The sequence below is a fragment of the Salinibacterium sp. NG253 genome (genome assembly GCF_015864945.1).
Lineage (GTDB): Bacteria > Actinomycetota > Actinomycetes > Actinomycetales > Microbacteriaceae > Rhodoglobus.
In genome coordinates, this window is the sequence record NZ_JADYWF010000001.1 from 1,036,678 (window position 1) to 1,055,432 (window position 18,755).

General features: G+C 60.6%; 22 protein-coding genes and 1 tRNA gene. 13 read left to right on the forward strand and 10 right to left on the reverse strand.

Translation table 11 applies throughout. From position 1 onward, the window contains the following. The first annotated feature begins 6 nt into the window (after window positions 1–6). Window positions 7–1,119 carry a phosphoserine transaminase gene (serC, locus tag I6E52_RS05010; RefSeq protein ID WP_197155308.1) on the forward strand — a complete coding sequence of 371 codons (1,113 nt, stop codon included), beginning with the start codon at window positions 7–9 and terminating at the stop codon, window positions 1,117–1,119. A gap of 9 nt (window positions 1,120–1,128) precedes the next feature. Next, window positions 1,129–1,374, forward strand: a complete 246-nt coding sequence (locus tag I6E52_RS05015; RefSeq protein WP_197123464.1) for a DUF2530 domain-containing protein — start codon at window positions 1,129–1,131, stop codon at window positions 1,372–1,374. Here I6E52_RS05015 and I6E52_RS05020 read toward each other — a convergent pair. Both I6E52_RS05020 and I6E52_RS05025 read right to left on the reverse strand, forming a co-directional pair. Next, on the reverse strand, window positions 1,371–2,033 hold the full coding sequence (locus I6E52_RS05020) for a DUF3027 domain-containing protein (protein ID WP_197155309.1): 663 nt from the start codon (window positions 2,031–2,033) through the stop codon (window positions 1,371–1,373). The genes I6E52_RS05015 and I6E52_RS05020 overlap by 4 nt on opposite strands. Further along, entirely contained in the window at window positions 2,026–2,409 is a 384-nt protein-coding gene (locus I6E52_RS05025) for a cold-shock protein (protein ID WP_197123460.1), read from the reverse strand. Before I6E52_RS05025 ends, I6E52_RS05020 begins: the two co-directional genes overlap by 8 nt. 64 nt (window positions 2,410–2,473) lie before the next feature. Between I6E52_RS05025 and I6E52_RS05030 the strand changes: the two genes are divergently transcribed. From I6E52_RS05030 to I6E52_RS05040, 3 genes are read left to right on the forward strand one after another with little or no spacing between them, the layout of a single operon-like run. Continuing rightward, entirely contained in the window at window positions 2,474–2,740 is a 267-nt protein-coding gene (locus I6E52_RS05030; protein WP_307842393.1) for a hypothetical protein, read from the forward strand. After that, complete coding sequence (locus tag I6E52_RS05035) at window positions 2,727–4,583, forward strand: helicase-associated domain-containing protein (RefSeq protein WP_197155311.1); 1,857 nt, start codon at window positions 2,727–2,729, stop codon at window positions 4,581–4,583. Before I6E52_RS05030 ends, I6E52_RS05035 begins: the two co-directional genes overlap by 14 nt. Before the next feature lie 24 nt (window positions 4,584–4,607). Further along, entirely contained in the window at window positions 4,608–6,257 is a 1,650-nt protein-coding gene (locus tag I6E52_RS05040) for a DNA repair helicase XPB (RefSeq protein WP_197155313.1), read from the forward strand. On the opposite strand, the gene I6E52_RS05045 is transcribed toward I6E52_RS05040, so the two are convergent. Then, a complete protein-coding gene (locus I6E52_RS05045) occupies window positions 6,254–6,550 on the reverse strand; it encodes a hypothetical protein (protein ID WP_197155315.1) in 297 nt (98 codons plus the stop codon). The genes I6E52_RS05040 and I6E52_RS05045 overlap by 4 nt on opposite strands. Between I6E52_RS05045 and I6E52_RS05050 the strand changes: the two genes are divergently transcribed. After that, complete coding sequence (locus I6E52_RS05050; RefSeq protein ID WP_197155317.1) at window positions 6,544–7,191, forward strand: hypothetical protein; 648 nt, start codon at window positions 6,544–6,546, stop codon at window positions 7,189–7,191. The two genes, I6E52_RS05045 and I6E52_RS05050, sit on opposite strands and share 7 nt — an antisense overlap. Before the next feature lie 10 nt (window positions 7,192–7,201). Here I6E52_RS05050 and I6E52_RS05055 read toward each other — a convergent pair whose 3' ends face one another. After that, the gene (locus tag I6E52_RS05055; RefSeq protein ID WP_197136447.1) at window positions 7,202–7,474 is read right to left on the reverse strand and encodes a hypothetical protein; all 273 of its coding nucleotides are present in this window, start codon (window positions 7,472–7,474) and stop codon (window positions 7,202–7,204) included. 143 nt (window positions 7,475–7,617) lie between these two features. Here I6E52_RS05055 and I6E52_RS05060 point away from each other — a divergent pair, with 143 nt between their 5' ends. From I6E52_RS05060 to I6E52_RS05070, 3 genes are all read left to right on the forward strand, one after another. Next, window positions 7,618–8,310, forward strand: coding sequence for a response regulator transcription factor (locus tag I6E52_RS05060; protein ID WP_197109572.1), 693 nt, complete (start codon window positions 7,618–7,620; stop codon window positions 8,308–8,310). A gap of 94 nt (window positions 8,311–8,404) precedes the next feature. Then, window positions 8,405–10,126: a HAMP domain-containing sensor histidine kinase gene (locus I6E52_RS05065; protein ID WP_197155318.1), complete on the forward strand. Its 1,722-nt coding sequence runs from the start codon at window positions 8,405–8,407 to the stop codon at window positions 10,124–10,126. A 39-nt stretch (window positions 10,127–10,165) separates the two neighbouring features. After that, window positions 10,166–10,456 (forward strand): WXG100 family type VII secretion target, encoded by a 291-nt coding sequence (locus I6E52_RS05070; protein ID WP_197123444.1) that lies wholly within the window; start codon window positions 10,166–10,168, stop codon window positions 10,454–10,456. 154 nt (window positions 10,457–10,610) lie between these two features. On the opposite strand, the gene groL is transcribed toward I6E52_RS05070, so the two are convergent. From groL to I6E52_RS05085, 3 genes are all read right to left on the reverse strand, one after another. Continuing rightward, the gene (groL, locus tag I6E52_RS05075) at window positions 10,611–12,239 is read right to left on the reverse strand and encodes a chaperonin GroEL (protein WP_197123442.1); all 1,629 of its coding nucleotides are present in this window, start codon (window positions 12,237–12,239) and stop codon (window positions 10,611–10,613) included. Between the two features lie 128 nt (window positions 12,240–12,367). Beyond that, window positions 12,368–12,964, reverse strand: a complete 597-nt coding sequence (locus I6E52_RS05080) for a LytR C-terminal domain-containing protein (protein WP_197155319.1) — start codon at window positions 12,962–12,964, stop codon at window positions 12,368–12,370. Between the two features lie 3 nt (window positions 12,965–12,967). Continuing rightward, window positions 12,968–13,264, reverse strand: coding sequence for a DUF3263 domain-containing protein (locus tag I6E52_RS05085; RefSeq protein WP_197155320.1), 297 nt, complete (start codon window positions 13,262–13,264; stop codon window positions 12,968–12,970). Between the two features lie 135 nt (window positions 13,265–13,399). On the opposite strand from I6E52_RS05085, the gene I6E52_RS05090 reads away from it, so the two are divergent. Next, complete coding sequence (locus I6E52_RS05090; protein ID WP_197155321.1) at window positions 13,400–14,506, forward strand: hemin ABC transporter substrate-binding protein; 1,107 nt, start codon at window positions 13,400–13,402, stop codon at window positions 14,504–14,506. A gap of 9 nt (window positions 14,507–14,515) precedes the next feature. On the opposite strand, the gene I6E52_RS05095 is transcribed toward I6E52_RS05090, so the two are convergent. Both I6E52_RS05095 and I6E52_RS05100 read right to left on the reverse strand, forming a co-directional pair. Continuing rightward, entirely contained in the window at window positions 14,516–15,325 is an 810-nt protein-coding gene (locus I6E52_RS05095; RefSeq protein ID WP_197155322.1) for an HtaA domain-containing protein, read from the reverse strand. Next, the gene (locus I6E52_RS05100; RefSeq protein ID WP_307842394.1) at window positions 15,325–15,783 is read right to left on the reverse strand and encodes a GNAT family N-acetyltransferase; all 459 of its coding nucleotides are present in this window, start codon (window positions 15,781–15,783) and stop codon (window positions 15,325–15,327) included. The genes I6E52_RS05095 and I6E52_RS05100 overlap by 1 nt, the downstream gene beginning before the upstream one ends. A gap of 53 nt (window positions 15,784–15,836) precedes the next feature. On the opposite strand from I6E52_RS05100, the gene msrB reads away from it, so the two are divergent. Then, on the forward strand, window positions 15,837–16,235 hold the full coding sequence (gene msrB / locus I6E52_RS05105) for a peptide-methionine (R)-S-oxide reductase MsrB (RefSeq protein ID WP_197155323.1): 399 nt from the start codon (window positions 15,837–15,839) through the stop codon (window positions 16,233–16,235). On the opposite strand, the gene I6E52_RS05110 is transcribed toward msrB, so the two are convergent. Beyond that, a complete protein-coding gene (locus I6E52_RS05110; protein WP_197123430.1) occupies window positions 16,232–17,203 on the reverse strand; it encodes a DMT family transporter in 972 nt (323 codons plus the stop codon). The genes msrB and I6E52_RS05110 overlap by 4 nt on opposite strands. A 36-nt stretch (window positions 17,204–17,239) precedes the next feature. Here I6E52_RS05110 and I6E52_RS05115 point away from each other — a divergent pair. Together I6E52_RS05115 and dapC are read left to right on the forward strand one after the other, a co-directional pair. After that, window positions 17,240–17,313: transfer RNA gene (locus I6E52_RS05115), tRNA-Thr, on the forward strand. 313 nt (window positions 17,314–17,626) lie between these two features. Next, the gene (gene dapC / locus I6E52_RS05120) at window positions 17,627–18,742 is read left to right on the forward strand and encodes a succinyldiaminopimelate transaminase (protein WP_307842395.1); all 1,116 of its coding nucleotides are present in this window, start codon (window positions 17,627–17,629) and stop codon (window positions 18,740–18,742) included. The last annotated feature ends 13 nt before the right edge of the window (window positions 18,743–18,755 follow it).

Below are 18,755 nucleotides of genomic sequence, written 5' to 3' on the forward strand. Positions count from 1 at the left end.
GGACGCATGCCGAGCCTGACGATCCCCACTGACCTCCTTCCCTCCGACGGACGATTCGGAGCTGGCCCTTCCAAAGTGCGCACCGAACAGATCGAACATCTCGTTTCTGGCGCGCGAAACATTCTCGGCACTTCTCACCGCCAAGCGCCGGTTCGCGACCTCGTTGGCCGCGTACGTGCAGGCCTCGGAGAGCTTTTCCAGATTCCTGAGGGCTACGAAGTAGTACTCGGCAATGGAGGCTCCACCGCATTCTGGGATGCCGCAGCCTTCGCCCTCATCGAACGTCGAAGCGCTCACCTCTCCTTCGGAGAGTTCGGTTCCAAGTTCGCTAAAGCAGCCGCAGCACCTCATCTTGAATCGCCTCATGTCGTCACCGCCCCGGGCGGGTCGCTGGCTGAACTCGACGATATCGATGGCGCTGACGTCTTCGCATACCCACAAAACGAAACCTCCACCGGTGTAATGGCGCCGGTGCGTCGCTTCGATGACGAAAACGTGCTCACCGTCGTGGATGCCACCAGCGCAGCAGGCGGCGTGCAGTTCGACACCAACCAGGCTGACGTCTACTACTTTGCACCGCAGAAGAACTTTGCATCCGATGGCGGCCTGTGGATCGCTCTCTTCTCCCCCGCAGCGATCGAGCGTGTCGAGCACATCGCAGCATCGGGCCGCTACATCCCCGAGTTCTTGTCGCTCAAGAACGCGATCGACAACTCGCGCCTCAACCAAACGCTCAACACTCCCGCACTCAGCACCCTGCTGCTGCTCGAGAACCAGATCGACTGGATCAATGGCAACGGTGGGCTTGCGTGGGCGGATGCTCGCACCCGCGAATCCTCGTCGGTGCTCTACGACTGGGCTGCCGCCAGCGATGTCGCTACCCCGTTCGTCACCAACCCGGAGCACCGCTCGCAAGTCATCGCCACCATCGACTTCGATGACGCGATTGATGCCGCCGCGATCTCGAAGACGCTCCGTGCCAACGGAATCGTCGACACCGATCCGTACCGCAAACTGGGCCGCAACCAACTGCGCGTTGCTACCTTCGTTGCAATCGAGCCGGATGACATCCGCAAATTGGTGTCATCGATCGAGTACGTGATCGCCAACAGCCACTAATCTGAAACCGTGCGTATCTGGCTGAAAGACTCGGAACGCCGGCCCGATCCTGAGCCGGTGCAGACCGACGACCGCAAAGCCATGCTCGTGGGCATGGTGTTGTGGATCATCGGTCTCGCACTGCTGCTGCTTTTTATTGAGCCGCTCAACGCATCCGGAAACCTGTGGTGGCTTTGGACGGCCGTTGCGGGGCTCGTGCTTGGCCTTATCGGCCTGATCTACACGCACGTACGGCGCGGAAAGCGCACTCGCTAGTCTTCTTCGTCCGAATCGTCGTCATCATCGTCGTCTGAATCATCGTCGTCATCGTCGTCATCGAGTTCAGCGTCGTCTGAATCGTCGTCGTCTTCGTCGTCTTCGTCGTCGTCGTCGCCCGAGTCGTCGAGGTCATCAACGCTTACGCCCTCATGGTCGCCGCCACGAAACGCGCCAGTGTCGAAGTCATCATCCACGTCGTCGTCGTCATCCGATGCGTCGATGTCAACACCGTCGAGGTCTCCCCCGTGCAATACGGAGGAGCCGAATTCGTCGTCGCCCTCATCGTCATCGTCGTCGAGATCGTCGTCGTCGGAGGCTTCTTCTGCAGCGGCCTTTTCGGCATCCGCAGCTTCAGTTGCAGCCTGCGCGGCCTTGTACTCGGCGAGACGTTCCGACCACGGCACCCAGTCAGGCGAGAGCAGTGCGCCCTCGGCCGGCATAAGTTCTGCTTCGAGAACCGTGGGTTCTTCGCCTTCAACGTGTGCGACGCTGACGGTCCAATTCCAGCCCGGATAGCCCGGCAGAGCCGAAGAGAAGAGAACCGAAACGGTGCCCTCGCTTTCGATCTGCTCACCGACGAGCGCACCAATCGACGCATCAGTGGTGATCTCGAGGAGTGCCCCTCGAGCAAGCTTTTCGTACTGGCTATTAGGCATCTAGTTCGTCCGCAACTTTACGTAGCATGGAGGCGATCTTGGCGCCGTGGGCTTTATCGGGGTAACGACCGCGCTTAAGACCAGAACCAATGCCGTCCATGAGCTTGACGAGATCTTCAATGATCACGGCCATGTCATCGGCAGGCTTGCGGTTAATCTTGGCCATGCTTGCAGGAGCATCCATGACGCGCACGGAGAGTGCCTGAGCGCCCTTCTTGCCGTCAGCGATGCCGAACTCGAGGCGTGTACCCGCTTTGATCCCAGTCGTGCCCGCTGGCAGCGCTGAGGCGTGCAAGAAGACCTCTTGGCCTTCATCACTCATGATGAAGCCAAAACCCTTCTCGTCGTCGTAAAACTTAACCTTGCCGGTAGGCATGGGCATGCTCCTTTGTATTCGTGACTCAAGCTTAGAACGTAAACGGGCGCGTATCCTTGTCAACGTGACAAATCACTTAACTGAACGTGACCTTCGCATCGAGCGTGTGCTCGCCTACCTGGTCGCCATCTCGATCGCACTCGCTGTGCTTAGCTTTGTCGCCGTAGTCGTTGCTACCGCAGTGGGCCAAACCGTATTCGATTACGGTGTGTGGCCCGTAGTGATCACTATGCCCTACTTTGCTTTGCCTTTGGGCGTCGTTTTCATCATCACCCTTGTCGTGTTGAATGGTCGCCGCCGCCAACGTGAATATAGGAATGGCCACAATTAGCGATGCGGCTCTTTTGCTCGCCGCTCAACTGCGGGCACTAGACGACGATCAACTTCTTGAGTTGTTGCGCTCACGCATTGTGCGCGGCAACTCCGTCAGCGACTTCTTTGACCTGGCGGATGCTCTGCAGCAGTCCACTTCTGTTGAACGCGTGTTGCGAGATCTCGACCGCCCCACGCTCGCCACTCTTGCTGTGGTCGCTGACACTGCTTCTCTCACCGCGCAGGAAGTCGCCTCTGCCGTCGGGCCCTTCGGTGACGACGAGGTTGCCGTTCAGCGGCGGCTCGATCGACTCGTGAGCCTGGCGCTGCTCATCCACCGCGGCGGTCGCTACAGCGCCCCAGACGGTGTCACAGACCAGTTGGCCGGCTGGCCGTTCGATGGTTTGCCATCTACCGGCGAATTGCTCGACGCCCCAGCGCCATCCACTCTCACGTCGGTCGAACCCTCGGAACGCGACAGCATCGATAGCATCGCCGCCGAGAACGCGTTCGCCACCACCAACGAGGTCACCGAACTCATCAACCAGCTGCGCTCCAGCCCCGTGCGCGATCTGGCTCGCGGTGGAGTCTCGCTCCCCGACTCAAAGCGGCTGGCGGCAGCCATGTCGGTGCCGCTCGACAAAATTGCCGGCCTCGTCGACATCGCCGAACGTGCCGGGCTCATTGCCACAACGAACGCCCAATGGATGCCAACCGCCGACGCCACCGAATGGATGTCGCGTGGTGCGGCCGAACGCTGGGTGCATCTGGCTGAGGCGTGGCATCAGGGAATTCCTGATGACATCCGCACCATCTTGGCCGACCGCACGCAGAGCTTTTGGGGCAACGGCGTCGAAGACTACATGCGCTGGTTGTACCCCGCGGGGATCGATTCGGTGCTCGAGAAGGTGCGCCGATATGCCCGGGATGCCAGCTTGCTTGGCGTCACCGCTAATCGTCTGCCGAGTAGCGCTGGCGTTGCACTGCTCACCCGCACCACGACGGAAGCAACAGCCGCCATGGCTGCGGTTTTTCCGAACGAAGTGCACCAGGTGTATGTGCAGCCCGACCTCAGCGTGATTTCGCCAGGACCGTTGGCGCCGCAATTGGATGCCCGGTTGCGCGTGATCGCTGACGTGGAGACTCGCGCCCTGGCATCCACGTATCGGATCTCCCGATCGAGCCTGCACCATGCCATGACGCTCGGCGAGACCCTCGACGGCATTCGCAGCTTCCTGACCGAGATCTCCTTGACGGGCGTGCCGCAACCGGTCGAATACTTGTTGGCTGAGGCTGCAGCTCGTCATGGGCTTGTGCGAGTTGGCCAGGCTGGCGTGGCCGGTAGCTATGTGATTTCTCCCGACCCCGTTCTCTTGCAGTCGATCGCGGTTGACCCCAACTTTGGAGCATTCGGTTTACGCCTCGAAGGCGACCGTTTGGTCTCGCGTTTCGGTGTTGAGCAGCTCTTTTGGGCGCTCAGCGATGCCCGTTACCCGGTTGCCGCCGAGAACTCGGAGGGCACAATCTTGTCGCTGCGACGCGACCAAATCAGCGCTTCACACGTCGAAGAACCTCATGACGATGGCCCCGAGAAACTGCTGGCGAAACTTCGCAGTGGTCAGGGCGGCGCTACCGGCGACGAAGATCAGGCATGGTTGTCGCGACAGATTGAGGTCGCGATTCGCAACAAGCTGTTGCTCTTTGTCACGGTGAAAATGCCGGATGGTCATCTCGTGCAGTACACACTCGAACCTTCCAGCGTGGCCGCTGGGCGCATGCGCGGCCTCGACCGTGCGGCAGATATTGAGCGAACGTTGCCGCTGAAGAGCATCGTCGGGGTGGAAGCCACCAACGAACGCTAAGCATCCGGGCGTAGTCTAGGTCGGATGAACACAGCACCCGACGGACCTCTGATCGTGCAGTCTGACCGCACGGTTCTGCTTGAGGTCGCACACCCTTTGGCCGAAGACGCGCGCCATGATTTGGCCGTGTTTGCGGAGCTGGAGCGGGCTCCTGAGCACATTCACACCTACCGCATCACGCGCTTGGGGCTGTGGAATGCGCGCGCCGCTGGCCATGATGCTGCAGCGATGCTGGAGACACTGGAAAAGTATTCGAAGTTTCCCATCCCTCAAAGCGTCAGCGTCGATATCGCGGAGACAGTTGGCCGCTACGGCCGTCTTGTTATTGACCGCGACGACGACGGCGCCCTCACTCTCACCGCCACCGATCCCGCGGTGTTGCGCGAAATCACACGTGCCAAGAAGGTCGCGAGTCTGCTGTTCGAGCGTCGCGGCGACCACACTTTTGTGGTTCAGCCGTGGGCCAGAGGGCAACTCAAGCAAGAGCTGTTAAAGCTCGGTTGGCCGGCTGAAGACAACGCCGGCTACACGCCAGGCACACCTCACGAGATTGCTCTGGATGCCTCGGGCTGGGGTTTGCGCGAGTACCAGCAGCACGCCATCGACAACTTCTTCGACCACGGTTCAGGCGTCGTCGTGCTGCCCTGTGGCGCTGGCAAGACCCTCGTGGGTCTCGGCGCGATGGCGCAAAGCAAGACCACAACCCTCATTTTGGTCACCAACACGGTTTCTGCCCGTCAGTGGCGAGCCGAAATCTTGAAACGAACCACCCTCACGGAAGAAGAAGTGGGTGAGTATTCGGGCCAGGTGAAAGAGATTTTGCCTGTCACGATCGCGACCTACCAAATCCTGACGGCGAAGCGTAAGGGCGAGTATGCCCATCTTGCATTGCTGGATGCTCTCGACTGGGGCCTTGTCATTTATGACGAAGTGCACTTGTTGCCTGCGCCCGTGTTCAAGCTCACCGCTGATCTGCAAGCGCGCCGTCGCCTCGGCCTCACCGCGACGCTTGTTCGCGAAGATGGGCGCGAGGGTGACGTGTTCTCCCTCATCGGCCCCAAACGTTTCGATGCCCCGTGGAAAGAGATTGAGGCGCAGGGCTTCATCTCCCCCGCCAGTTGCTTCGAAGTGCGCGTTGACCTCCCCGAGAGCGAGCGGCTTGAGTATGCGGCATCCGCTGATGACGAACGTTACAGACTGGCCGCAACAGCACCCGCTAAAACTGAAGTGGTGCGCGCGCTCGTGAAAAAGCACGCCGGCGAGCGCATTCTCGTTATCGGGCAATACCTCGACCAGATCGATGATTTGTCTGAGCAGCTGAATGCTCCCAAGCTGACGGGTGCCACCTCTGTTCCGGAACGTGAGCGTCTGTATCAAGAGTTCCGCGACGGCGTCACGAAAGTGCTCATCGTGTCGAAGGTTGCCAACTTCTCAGTCGACCTGCCCGAGGCAACCGTCGCTGTGCAAGTCAGTGGCTCGTTCGGCTCACGCCAAGAGGAAGCTCAGCGTCTTGGCCGCCTGCTTCGCCCCAAGGAGAGCGGGCTGCCCGCTAACTTCTACACGCTCGTGGCACGCGACACCGTCGACCAAGACTTCGCACAAAACCGCCAACGGTTCTTGGCCGAACAGGGCTACAGCTACACGATTTTGGATGCCGCAGACCTGACCGCTTAGGGCAGCTCTGGTTGCTCGCCGCCCACCATTACGCCGCAGCGCCAGCACGGCGCCGGGAGCTCACCCTCAACGAGAGCACCGCATTGCTCGCAGACGCGCGGCAGCCAGCACGCGGCATCCCCCGCGACGGTGTCAGCTGAGTCATCCATCTCTTCAGTCTGCTCCCGGTTAACCCTGAAGTCGAGATGAACGGATGCGGCACCGCGCTCACCGCCGAGAGCCACAACAGCGTCAACCGCACCGGCTACGGTGGAACCCCGCCACGGAACCCTAGGGAGTCCTTTCGATGCCACAGTCGCCATCGTCCACGTCATCGCAGTCGAGCCCATCGTGGCTGAGCTACCGGGAGTCGATCGGCGACCGGTCAGGCCTGTACCGTGCGCTGCTCGAGCACTGGACACCGACATCCGCCCTCAACGTGGGCAGCTATCTCGATCTCTCCCCGTCGACGAGCATTCCCGCCGTCACCTATGTCGACACCGATCGCCGGGCCGCCGCGTTCTTCGCCGACGCCGAGCGGGTCCGGAGCGAGTTGGAAGGCGCCACGTTACCGGGAGCCGCAGCTGAGATCATTTTCCTCAAGGCCGATTTTCTGAAGCAGCTTGCGCTGCCCGACGCATCCTTCGACCTGATCATCGCCCTGTTCACCGGCCCCGCGTGGGATTCCTGCGCTCGGTATCTAGCGCCGCGCGGACTCTTCCTTGCCAACAGCAGCCACGGGGATGCGAGCCTTGCTGCGCTCGATCCACGGCTGACTCTGGTGGGCGCGGTCCACCACCGCGACGGGCGCTACAGAATCGACAGTAGCGATCTCGATCGCTATCTGATTCCCAAGAAACCAGAGCAAGCCGACGCCGAGCTCATTCGTGCCAGCGGCCGAGGCATCGCGTACACCAAGCCCGCGTTCGCGTACCTCTTTCAGCTCACGGGGTAGGCGCGTTATCTCAGACCGGTTCGCCCTCGAGGCGAGCACGACGCTTGATCATGAAGTCTTTCACCAGGCCGACCATCGAAAGGAGAACGAGAAAGGCGAAGCTCAAGGCCATCAGCCAGAGAGCGCCGAATCCGACGCTCAGTGGCCACATTGGGGTGACCCCATTGACGCTCCACCACGCAATATCGTGCGACCGTGCGAGGCTCGAGAGAATTGTGATGGCGGCGAGCACGAGAGCTCCAACGCCAAACGCGATGAGTGTTCCTACGATCAATCTCTTCATCAGTTGATTCCCCTTCGCCTGATCCCGATACGGCCACCCTATGCTTAAAATTAACAAATACTCAATGAACCATTTGGTGAACAACTTGCCGACACGCCCTGACCTATCAGGTTACATTCAGGAAACACGCAGATACTGGGCACATGGCTGACGGACCGAAAATTCTCATTGTTGACGACGAACCGAACATTCGCGATCTGCTCACGACGAGCTTGCGCTTCGCGGGATTTGCGGTGCGCGCGGTAGGAAGCGGCGCCCAGACCATCTCGGCTGTTCTTGAAGAAGAACCCGACCTGATCATCCTCGACGTGATGTTGCCCGACATGAACGGTTTCGGAGTCACCAAGCGCCTCCGCGCATCCGGCTACACCTCCCCCATCTTGTTCCTCACAGCAAAAGATGACACTGAGGACAAGATCACCGGCCTCACCGTCGGTGGTGACGACTACGTCACAAAGCCCTTTAGCCTCGACGAGATTGTGGCCCGCATCAAGGCGATTCTTCGCCGCACGATGCAGGATGACGAAGAGACGATCATCCGCGCCGGCGACCTCACGATGGACCAGGACACCCACGAGGTATCTATCGGCAGCGAGCAAATCGAGCTCAGCCCGACTGAGTTCAAGCTGCTGCGTTACCTCATGCTCAACCCCAACCGCGTGCTCTCGAAGGCTCAAATCCTCGATCACGTCTGGGAATACGACTTCAACGGCGACGCCGGCATCGTGGAGAGCTACATTTCCTACCTGCGCCGCAAGCTCGATCAGCACACCGAAGAGCCAATCATTCAGACCAAGCGTGGATTCGGCTACATGCTGAAGGCAGCAAAGCCGTAACCACCCGTGATGGCCAGCCCGACATGTGATTTCCCATGTTTGGCTGGCCATACTCGTTCCCGATTCCCAGCCACGCAAGGTACCGTTCACTATCATGCAGGAGAACATCCCAGACGCTTGGAGCCGCATTTCTTTGCGCACCAAGGTCACCGGAGTCACGGTGCTCCTGCTCACCATGGGGCTCCTCGTTGCTGGTGTTGGCACCGCCGCGGTTTTGCGCGACTACTTGATCGAGCAAACTGATGACAAGATCACCGCGGCCGCTGACGGGCTCGATGGCCGCATCCAATACACCGGCACAACCAGCGACCCTCAGTGCAGTGTTTCTCGCCTGCCCAATGACCTCTATTTCGCGGTTCTCAATTACGACGGCAGCATGCGCTGCAATAGCCGAGAAGAAGATGCATCGCGGCCTGTTCTCGACGGCCTCACCATCGCCGTTGCCAACTCCCAGACGGAACCTTTCACCCTCCCGAGCACCGCTATCGGAGGGCAATGGCGGGTCATCTCCTACCCCGCGATCAGCACCATCGGCCCTGACTTCGTGACGATCGTTATCGCTCGCGACCTGAGCGATTCCAATGCCATCGTTGCTCGTTACGCCGCCATCTTCTTGTTCTTTGGTCTCACTGTCGTCATTGTCGGTGGAGCGCTCACCCGCCTTTTGGTCACCTCGACGTTTGCGCCGCTGCGCGAAGTAGAAGCCACTGCAGCCCGCTTTGCCGACGGAGACTTCGACCAGCGGCTGTCTGTTGCCACTCCCAATACGGAAGTGGGGCGCCTCAACCGTTCCCTCAACTCCATGCTTGGTCGAATTGACCGCGCCTTCGCTGACCGTGCGCGCACCATCGACCAGATGCGCCGCTTCGTCGGTGACGCCAGCCACGAACTTCGCACCCCGCTTGTCACCGTGCGCGGTTATGCCGAGCTTTATCGCATGGGCGCCATCACCAAACCGGATGACGTTGCTCAAGCCATGGAGCGCATCGAAAAAGAAGCTATCCGCATGGGTGGTCTCGTTGAAGACCTACTCGAGCTGGCGCGCATCGATGGCAGCAAGCCGGTGCAGTTCACCGAAGTTAATCTCTTGCCGTTGGCCAATGATGCGGCGATGGATGCCCGTGCCTCTACCGGCCGCGTCGTCACCGTCATCAACACCAACCCCCGCATCGAATCCGACGCGGTCGTCACGACAGAGTCCTCAGCGGATGACGACACAGACACCAAGGCGATCCCTCTTCCCGAGAGCTCCCACCCCGATCCGAGCACGCCCGCGCGCGGTGTTGCTGCGCTCGCCACCGGCCCCATTGCCGCTGCCGGTGCCCGGCTTTCACGACTAGCATCCCGCAAGAAGTCGGCCGCCGTTGCCAAAGCAACCGCTCGCCTTACTCAGGCCATTGCGCCCGTGCCGAAGGATCTCAACGCCGTCGTCATGGCCGAAGAGAACAAGATTCGCCAGGTGCTCACCAACCTCGTCACGAACGCGCTGCGCTTCACGACTGATACTCCGGTCGAGATTGGCGTTGGCGTCGACCATGAGCGTCAAATGGCTGTACTCTCGGTCATCGACCACGGCGAGGGCATCCCCGAACAGATTCGCGCCAAGGTCTTCGAACGCTTCTGGCGTGCCGACAGCTCACGCAACCGCGACACCGGTGGCAGCGGTCTGGGGCTAGCAATCGTTGCGGCCATCGTCGCAGCCCACCACGGCACCGTGCAGGCGCTTGAGACGCCCGGAGGTGGCGCAACCTTCCGCGTTGAGCTTCCTCTCCTCCCCAGCACTCCCAGCCCCTCAGAGGACACCGAAGAGGAATAGTCGCCGCAGCGACCGGATGCCAGAATCTACCGTCGAGGTATGACTCGATACCAAGTAGATAGCGAAGCCGTTCTCAGCGCCACCGGAGCGGTTCAGAATTCCATCAGCCGCATCCAAGCCGAAGTTGCTGGCCTCCACGGTCAGCTCACGAACCTGCAGGGCTCGTGGACAGGGCAGGCGGCGACAGCCTTCTCCGCGGTCGTCACCGACTGGAAGGCCACTCAGCAGCGAGTAGAAGAGAACCTCGCTGCCATCAACACCGCCCTCAGCCAGGCGGGGCAGCAGTATGCGGAGATCGAAGCAGCAAACGCTCGCCTCTTCTCCCGCTAGCAGCACGCCTTCGCACGCTCCGGCACGCCTCAGCACACTGCGGGCGCTAGAGACTCTCACACCCGCAGAAACTCTCGTTAACGACAGAATGGGCGCCTCCCGAAGGAGACGCCCATTCTGTGTAGTGCAGTGAAGCGGTGTAGAGCGGTGGGACTTAGAAGTCCATGCCACCCGACGGGTCACCCATGGGTGCCGGGTTCTTCTCAGGCTTGTCAGCAACGACAGCTTCGGTCGTCAAGAACAGACCGGCGATCGACGATGCGTTGAGCAGAGCCGAGCGAGTTACCTTTACCGGGTCATTGATTCCTGCAGCGAGCATGTCGACGTATTCGCCGGTAGCTGCGTTGAGGCCGTGACCAATCGGGAGGTGACGAACCTTGTCAGCAACAACACCAGGCTCCATGCCTGCGTTGAGTGCGATCTGCTTGAGCGGTGCGTCGATAGCAACACGAACGATGTTCGCTCCGGTTGCTTCGTCGCCGACCAAGTCAGCCATTGCCTGGCTGTCGAAAGCGATCTTGCCAGCCTGAATCAGGGCCACGCCACCACCGGCGACGATTCCCTCTTCAACAGCTGCCTTGGCGTTGCGGACTGCGTCCTCAATGCGGTGCTTGCGCTCCTTGAGTTCAACCTCAGTTGCGGCACCAGCCTTGATGACTGCAACACCACCGGCGAGCTTGGCGAGACGCTCTTGGAGCTTCTCACGGTCGTAGTCGCTGTCAGTGTTGTCGATCTCGGCGCGGATCTGCTTGACGCGACCTGCGATCGCCTCTTCTTCACCAGCACCTTCGATGATCGTGGTCTCGTCCTTGGTGATAACGACCTTGCGGGCGCGACCGAGGAGTTCGAGAGTTGCGTTCTCGAGCTTGAGTCCAACTTCTTCGGAGATGACCTGACCACCGGTGAGGATGGCGATGTCAGCGAGCTGAGCCTTGCGACGGTCTCCGAAGCCAGGAGCCTTGACAGCAACCGACTTGAAGATGCCACGGATCTTGTTCACAACGAGAGTTGCGAGGGCTTCTCCGTCAACGTCTTCAGCAATGATGAGCAGCTGCTTGCCACTCTGGATTACCTTGTCGACGATGGGGAGCAGATCCTTGATGTTCGAGATCTTGCCGTTGACGATAAGAACGTAGGGGTCTTCGAAGACCGCTTCTTGGCGCTCTTGGTCAGTGACGAAGTATGCCGACAGGAATCCCTTGTCGAAGCGCATACCCTCGGTGAGCTCAAGCTCGGTGCCGAACGTGTTCGACTCCTCAACGGTGACAACACCTTCCTTGCCGACCTTGTCGATCGCCTCAGCGATAAGTGCACCGATCTCGGGGTCTCCAGCAGAGATGGATGCAGTAGCTGCGATCTCTTCCTTGGTTTCGATCTCCTTGGCGCTCGCAATGAGTGCCTCGATGACCGAGTTGGTTGCCTTTTCGATGCCGCGCTTGAGGCTGATGGGGTCTGCACCCGCAGCAACGTTACGGAGGCCTTCGCGAACGAGAGCCTGAGCAAGAACAACAGAAGTGGTCGTACCGTCTCCGGCTACGTCATCCGTCTTCTTTGCTACCTCTTTGACGAGTTCGGCACCGATCTTTTCGAAAGGATCGTCGAGCTCGATTTCTTTGGCGATGGATACACCGTCGTTCGTGATGGTGGGAGCGCCCCACTTCTTCTCAAGAACAACGTTGCGGCCACGTGGGCCGAGCGTGACCTTTACGGCGTCAGCGAGAATGTTCAGGCCGCGCTCAAGGCCGCGACGGGCCTCTTCGTTGAAAGCAATGATCTTTGCCATGTGTGTTTCTCGTCCCTCCCGGACGTCGTACAAGCGAATAAGTTGGCACTCGAACTACGCGAGTGCCAAGGTCAAAATTAGCACTCGACAGGGGCGAGTGCAAGACGGCACTGCGTGCGGGCTTCCCTTTATTCTGTGGGCTCTTCTGTTGCTTCCACGGCGGGGGCGAGGTAGTCGGTTCCGATGACGACGGTGAGTTCTACGCCGGGGAAAATGTCGTCTTCCACTTGGCGGATTTCGCCGCGGCCGATGGCAGCGACGAGGCCCGAGGCTACGTCTTCGTCGTCGGGGTTGCTGTAGTACACGTAGGTGTCTTCGATGTCACGCGAGGAGGCGGGCGCCGCACTGCCGGTGGGCCAGCCTGCTGCAGTGAGTTCGTCGAAGACGGTGGTTTGGAGTCCGCTTTCGGGGGTGCCGTTGAGCACGTCGATGGTTAGTGCGCGTTCGGGGTCGATTGTGGCGGGGTCGGTGACGGGCGCGACGGTTTCCGCGGGTTCGGGGTTGACGGCGGGTTCTTCGGGGGCAGCGAAGAAGGGGATGCCGAGGTCGTCATCGAGGTACTGGCTCAGGGCGAAGAGGCCGCCAAAGACGAGCACGCCGGTGGCGAGTAGCGCCCAGGCGAAGCCGATCCAGCCGCGGCCGCGTCGTTTGGGGCCGCGGTGGGCTCCAATGCGCTCTACGTCCTCGGGTAGTTCGTCGAATCGGTCTTTCGGGTAGCTCGCCATTGCTTAGTCTGTCAATTCTTCGTCGTGGTGGGGGCTGCGCACTGATCGGGTGCGCATCCGGTTGTCTCTGCTGCGGCGCAGTCGCGAGACCAACATGGGGTCATAGCGCACGGCTGCCGGTGAGTCGATTACCGCATTGAGCATTTGATAATAGCGCGCACTTGAGACATGAAACTGGGAGCTGATGGCCTCTTCTTTGGCGCCGACGTGGCGGGTCCATTCGCGCTCGAAGTCGAGGATTTCGCTGTCACGTTCGGACAGGCCGGTAGCGGGGCACGACGCGGCTTCGTTTTCTGGCACGGCAATTCCCTCCACTGTGCTGGTAAGCCTAGGGTGTGCGGGCTGTGGCTCCCCCGAACGACTCGGCTTCGTGGACCAATTGAAGACAGTCGAGGTTAGGATTGCCTTAGTACCCGATATTTCTGATTGGTTGTCATGCGCACTCGACTGTTCGCTGCTGCGGCGGTGTTGTCTGGCGTTGTGCTTGCAGCGAGCGGATGTTCGGCCGCCACCATTGCCGAAACGCCGGCTGTGACGGTTACAGCCGATTTGGCTTCTCCGCTGTCGGCGCTGACGGTGTTGGACGATGCGAAGGATTACAGCGGGCTGGTGCAGGCGGCTCTTCCGTCATCCGGAATTCTGGCTCCTGCGGCGGCGCCAGTGCAGTCCTTGCCGGTGTCGGTCGTTTCGCACGATTTGGCCGGGGATGTGCCCGTCACAGTGTCATCGACGGACCGTGTGATTTCGATGGACATTTCGGGGTCGATCGCGGCGACGGTTGCTGGTCTGGGAATGCTCGATTCGCTGGTGGCGCGCGATATTTCGACGACGTTTGATGAGGCATCTGATTTGCCGGTGATCACCTCTAACGCTCACACCGTCAACAGTGAGGCCATTTTGGCGTTGCGCCCTGATCTGGTGTTGACGGATGGCTCTATTGGTCCGATCGATGTGGTGTTGCAGTTGCGCGATGCGGGCATTCCTGTGGTGTTTGTGGACACGGATCCTTCTATCGAGGGCATTGCCGAGTTGGCCCGTCAGACGGCGGCCGCGCTGGGTGTTGCCGCCGCCGGTGATGCCTTGGCTGCAGAGCTGAGCGCCACAATTGAGGCGAAGATCGCTGAGATCGCTGACATCGTGCCCTCGGGTGACCGACTGCGCATGGTGTTTCTCTACCTGCGGGGCACCTCGGGTATCTATTATTTGTTCGGCCAAGAGTCGGGCTCTGATGTGCTGATCGATGCTCTTGGTGGTGTGGATGTCGCAGCCGAGATCGGGCTCGAAGGCATGCGCCCGATGACCGATGAGGCCATGGTCGCGGCGAATCCTGATCTCATCCTGGTGATGACTGGGGGTCTCGACAGTGTTGGCGGCGTGAGTGGATTGCTCGAAGCTCGCCCCGCGGTTGCCCTCACGGAGGCTGGTAAAAACCAGCGGTTTGTCGAGATGGATGACGGCGAGATTTTGAGTTTCGGCCCGCGCACGGTCACGGTGCTTGATGCCCTCGCTCGGGCAATTTACGCGCCTACGTCAGGTTCATAGAGCGGGCAGCTACATTGCTTCGGCGCGATTGCGCCGGCGGCGGCGTCCAAGAACCAGCACGATGGCAAGCGCCACGAGAATGGCGATGATGGCTCCGATGATGATCAGAGCGCTCAGAAGTGCCTGATTGACATCCTGCGGTTGCGGCATGCAGTCAGGGGTCGCGCTGAAGGTGACGGTGATGGGGTCGAACTCTTCGCCGGCGGGATAGGTGCCGAAGGCGTCGGAACCCGCTTCGGTGAGAACGACAGGCGCACTCTCGAGCAGCGCGGTGCCAGCGGCTACCGTGATGCCTGACACGTCGATCGTGGCGAACTCAACGTCGGTTTCGTCAACGGGAAGACCTTCTTGCGTCGTTCCGAAGACATCGAAGACGAGATTCGCTGTGGTGCTGCCGTCGAACACAATTTCTAGGCTGGTGAGGGTGGTGTCGAGGATGCCATCGTGGCCGGTAAGGCGCAGGCTTCCGTCAAATGCGAGAGTGCCACTGCCCGCGTCGAGCTGGCCGGAGCCTGCCGTCCAACCGAAGTCGGGCGTTTTGTAGGTGGCGCCGTCGCTCACCGTCCACTCGCCGTTGGCGATGGTGCCGCTGATGTACGACCGCAGCGACTCTTTGAGGCCCCACGTGATGGCGGCATCCGTTACGTCACACACAGTGCCGTCGGCGGCGATTGTCGTCTCTGAAGTGTCGGTCGCGGCTGGCGAAGACAGCGTCTGCCCTGGCTCTGCGGCTCCGCTCGTCATCGGCGTCAGCGCAATAAGAACTGCCGTGACGATGAGCGCTGCGGGGCCGAGCACACAAACATTAAGACCGCGCACTAGCGACCTGCGCGGTACATCGACTGGTGCATGATGGTCGCTTCGTCGTAGAGCTCGCCAAAGGCTTCGAAGCCGAATTTTGCGTACAGCGGCACGATGTATTCCTGCGCGTGCAGCAGCATCCCTTCGCCACCGAAGTCGGCGACGATGCGCTTCATGATTATTTGGGCGAGGCCTTCTCCGCGGTGGTCGTCGCGCACGACGACTCGGCCGATGACGCGGTGACCGTCGAGGTGTTCGGCGGTCTCGTTGAACAGAACGCGGATGTAGGCCACAACCTCGGAGCCGTCGGCGATCCAGTAGTGCCGGGTGGCATCCTCTTGATCACGGTCATCAAGTTCGGTCTCGTCGACTTTTTGCTCAACAAAAAATACGTCAGTGCGCAGTTTCATGATCGAGTAGAGCTCGGATGTTGTTAATTCGCCCCAAGACTTGGCGATCACGGAATCAATAGGCACATCCCCGAGTTTAATGTACTGAGCAGAGAAAGCTCACGAATAGAGGAGACCACATGACGTACAAGGTGACTAAGACTGACGAGCAATGGCGCGACGAGCTCGGAATCAAGTACTCAGTACTGCGTGAAGCCGGCACCGACCGTCCGTGGTCTGGCGCCCTTCTCGATGAGAAGCGTGCGGGAACGTACCGTTGTGGCGCCTGCAGCGCCGAGCTGTTCAAGAGCGACACCAAGTTCGACTCCGGCTCGGGATGGCCGAGCTTCTACGAAGCAATCAACCCGGATGCCGTTGAGTTGCGCGAAGACCGCTCACTGGGAATGGTGCGCACCGAGGTTGTCTGTGCAACCTGTGGCTCACACCTCGGGCATCTGTTCGATGATGCCCACCAGACTCCGACCGGTGACCGTTTCTGCTTGAACTCGAGCTCTCTGGAGTTTGACGAGCAGGACTAGTTCGACAGCAGCGTTTTAGGTGGTCGCTTGCCCGAGAGAGAGGCGATCACCACCGCGATGAGGGTGAGTGCCACACCGATTATGGTGGTTGGCGCCACCCCATCGTTGTCTGTGGGCAAAAGAAGCTCGAGGGCGAGCGCTCCGAGCAACTGCCCCGCGATCGAACCGAGTGCGAAGAACAGCACTCCGGTGATGGGCACGAGCACAGCGGCAACGATGATGAAGATCACGCCGATCGCTCCCCCGAGGTACAGAGTCAGGTCGGTGGGGAACTCGTGCTGCCAGCCGCCGATGAAGCCAAACACGATTGCCGCGATGGCCAGCACCGAGGTGCCCGCAATGAAGTTGACGTAGGTCGCGGTGAGCGGCGAACGCGTCACATGCCGCACGTGACCGTTGATGGCTTGCTGCCATCCGATCCCGAAGCCTGCAATGAGCGGCAAGAAGACCAGCAGAAATGGGCCGTCGAGGCGCAGGTCTGACAACCCCGAGAAAATGACCGCGCCCACAGCGAGGGCGGATGCCGCCACCCGCAGCGGAGTAACCGGGCGCTTCTGCAGACTGCCGATTCCCACCCGGTCGATGACCGCGGAACTGATCGTTTGACTCGCCACCACGGCGACCGTGAACAGCGCTACGCCGAGGGCTGTTGCAGCGAGCCCCTGAGTGAGCACGAAAAATGCGCCAAAGGTTCCGCCGGTGAGATACCACCAGGGCAAGCGCTTGCTTCTGACTTCGGTGCCCAGAGTGCGGAATCCAGCGCGTGCGCTCGGCACAAAAGGAACGATCAGAGTAAGAATGACGAGCCCTGATCCGAACGAAATGAGCGCCGCGAGAGTCGAATCGTGAAGTTCAACGGCGAGCTCTCCATTGATGCGACTTTGGCCTGCAACAAGGGCTCCAGCGACGATTGCAGCAATGATTCCAGCGAGCGCGCGACGGCGACTGCGCGGGTTGGTTGGGAGCATAGGTGAAGTCATGTCTAAAATAGGGCGTTGGCCCAAGCCTCCTTAGCTCAGCTGGCTAGAGCACCGCTCTTGTAAAGCGGGGGTCGTCGGTTCGAATCCGACAGGAGGCCCAGCAAAGATGTCGAGGGCAGTCGGGGTTGTTTTAACCCTAGCTGTCCTCGACATCGCTGTTTAACCAGCGACCGTCGGCGGGATGCCGCGCGTCGGCTACGTCGGATCGATCTTCCTCATGCTGAGGAAGACCCACACGGCTGATCGCTCCGCCGATACGAATAACGCCGATAGCGCGTCTACGCCTATGTGTTTCATAGGAAGCTCTGGTTGGATAGGGGACATGGATGCCTTCTTCAGTTTCGCCGGAGCCCGCTCGCCCCTTTCCCGGGCAGTATCGACACTTTCGATTCGCCGCTCCGGAGTTGTCGCGTGACCGCCGCCGTGGGGTCTTCGGCTCCTGTGACTCCGTCACCGATGGAGGTATCGGCCGAGCTTCGCCGTCGCGCAGTCGCCCACCCGGGCGGGTTTGCCGACCTCGCGACCGCTTCCCCCGTCGACCCGACGCCGCAAGTCTTTGTCGATGCGCTGGCTTCAGCGGGCGGCGCACCTGGCTATCCCTTGACCATTGGGGTCGTCGAGTTGCGTGACGCGATGGTGAACTGGTTCGATCGCATCCGCGGTGTCACTCTCAATCGAGAGGGTGTGCTACCCACGATCGGTTCTAAAGAGCTGTTGGGTTTACTGCCATTCTTGCTCGGGCTCGGCGCGGACGACGTCGTGGTACGCCCGGCGCTTGCCTATCCCGCCTATGAAGCGGGGGCGCTCGCCGTCGGTGCCAGCGTCGTTGCTGAGGACGATCCGGCCAAGTGGCCTGAGGCGACCAAGCTCATTTGGCTGAACTCCCCTCGTAACCCCGACGGCCAGACCCTGACCGTTGAGGAGTTGCGTCGTGCTGTCGCCCGAGCTCGCGAGCTCGGTGCTGTGATCGTCGGGGACGAGTGCTACGCCGTCCTGAACGAGCGCAACGGGGAGCGAATCCCTTCTATCCTCGACCCGAGAGTGATCGGCGACGACATGAGCCAGGTTCTCGCCTGCTACTCAGTCAGTAAGCAGTCGAACATGGCTGGATACCGCGGCGGCATGGTGGCCGGAGACGAACAGCTGATCGGCACAATTGCATCGAAGCGTCGCAGCCTGGGGCTCATGGTTCCTGCGCCGGTGCAGCAGGTGCTCAGCGCAGTTCTCTCGGATGATGAGCACGTTGTCGAGCAGCGCGATCTCTACACCGCACGACTTGAACGTCTCCGCACTGCCGTCGAGGCAGCCGGGCTCGAGATTCACGGCTCGGAAAGCGGCCTGTACCTCTGGGCCACGCGGGGCGAAAGCGGAATTGATACCGCGATGGCGCTCGCTGACATCGGCGTGCTTGTCTCGCCCGGAGAGTTCTACGGTCCGAGCGGCACGCAATTCGTGCGCTTTGCCGTGACGGTTCGAGATGAGTACCTCGACCGGGCGATCATCGCCCTTCAGTCGTGGTCCCGCTAACGGGACCACAATC

Bases quoted from the DNA above. Each gene is read 5' to 3' on its own strand.
- serC (WP_197155308.1), top strand. From the start codon at position 7: ATGCCGAGCCTGACGATCCCCACTGACCTCCTTCCCTCCGACGGACGA.
- I6E52_RS05020 (WP_197155309.1), bottom strand. From the start codon at position 2,033: ATGCCTAATAGCCAGTACGAAAAGCTTGCTCGAGGGGCACTCCTCGAG.
- I6E52_RS05025 (WP_197123460.1), bottom strand. From the start codon at position 2,409: ATGCCTACCGGCAAGGTTAAGTTTTACGACGACGAGAAGGGTTTTGGC.
- I6E52_RS05035 (WP_197155311.1), top strand. From the start codon at position 2,727: ATGGCCACAATTAGCGATGCGGCTCTTTTGCTCGCCGCTCAACTGCGG.
- I6E52_RS05040 (WP_197155313.1), top strand. From the start codon at position 4,608: ATGAACACAGCACCCGACGGACCTCTGATCGTGCAGTCTGACCGCACG.
- I6E52_RS05050 (WP_197155317.1), top strand. From the start codon at position 6,544: ATGCCACAGTCGCCATCGTCCACGTCATCGCAGTCGAGCCCATCGTGG.
- I6E52_RS05055 (WP_197136447.1), bottom strand. From the start codon at position 7,474: ATGAAGAGATTGATCGTAGGAACACTCATCGCGTTTGGCGTTGGAGCT.
- I6E52_RS05060 (WP_197109572.1), top strand. From the start codon at position 7,618: ATGGCTGACGGACCGAAAATTCTCATTGTTGACGACGAACCGAACATT.
- I6E52_RS05065 (WP_197155318.1), top strand. From the start codon at position 8,405: ATGCAGGAGAACATCCCAGACGCTTGGAGCCGCATTTCTTTGCGCACC.
- I6E52_RS05070 (WP_197123444.1), top strand. From the start codon at position 10,166: ATGACTCGATACCAAGTAGATAGCGAAGCCGTTCTCAGCGCCACCGGA.
- groL (WP_197123442.1), bottom strand. From the start codon at position 12,239: ATGGCAAAGATCATTGCTTTCAACGAAGAGGCCCGTCGCGGCCTTGAG.
- I6E52_RS05080 (WP_197155319.1), bottom strand. From the start codon at position 12,964: ATGGCGAGCTACCCGAAAGACCGATTCGACGAACTACCCGAGGACGTA.
- I6E52_RS05090 (WP_197155321.1), top strand. From the start codon at position 13,400: ATGCGCACTCGACTGTTCGCTGCTGCGGCGGTGTTGTCTGGCGTTGTG.
- msrB (WP_197155323.1), top strand. From the start codon at position 15,837: ATGACGTACAAGGTGACTAAGACTGACGAGCAATGGCGCGACGAGCTC.
- I6E52_RS05110 (WP_197123430.1), bottom strand. From the start codon at position 17,203: ATGCTCCCAACCAACCCGCGCAGTCGCCGTCGCGCGCTCGCTGGAATC.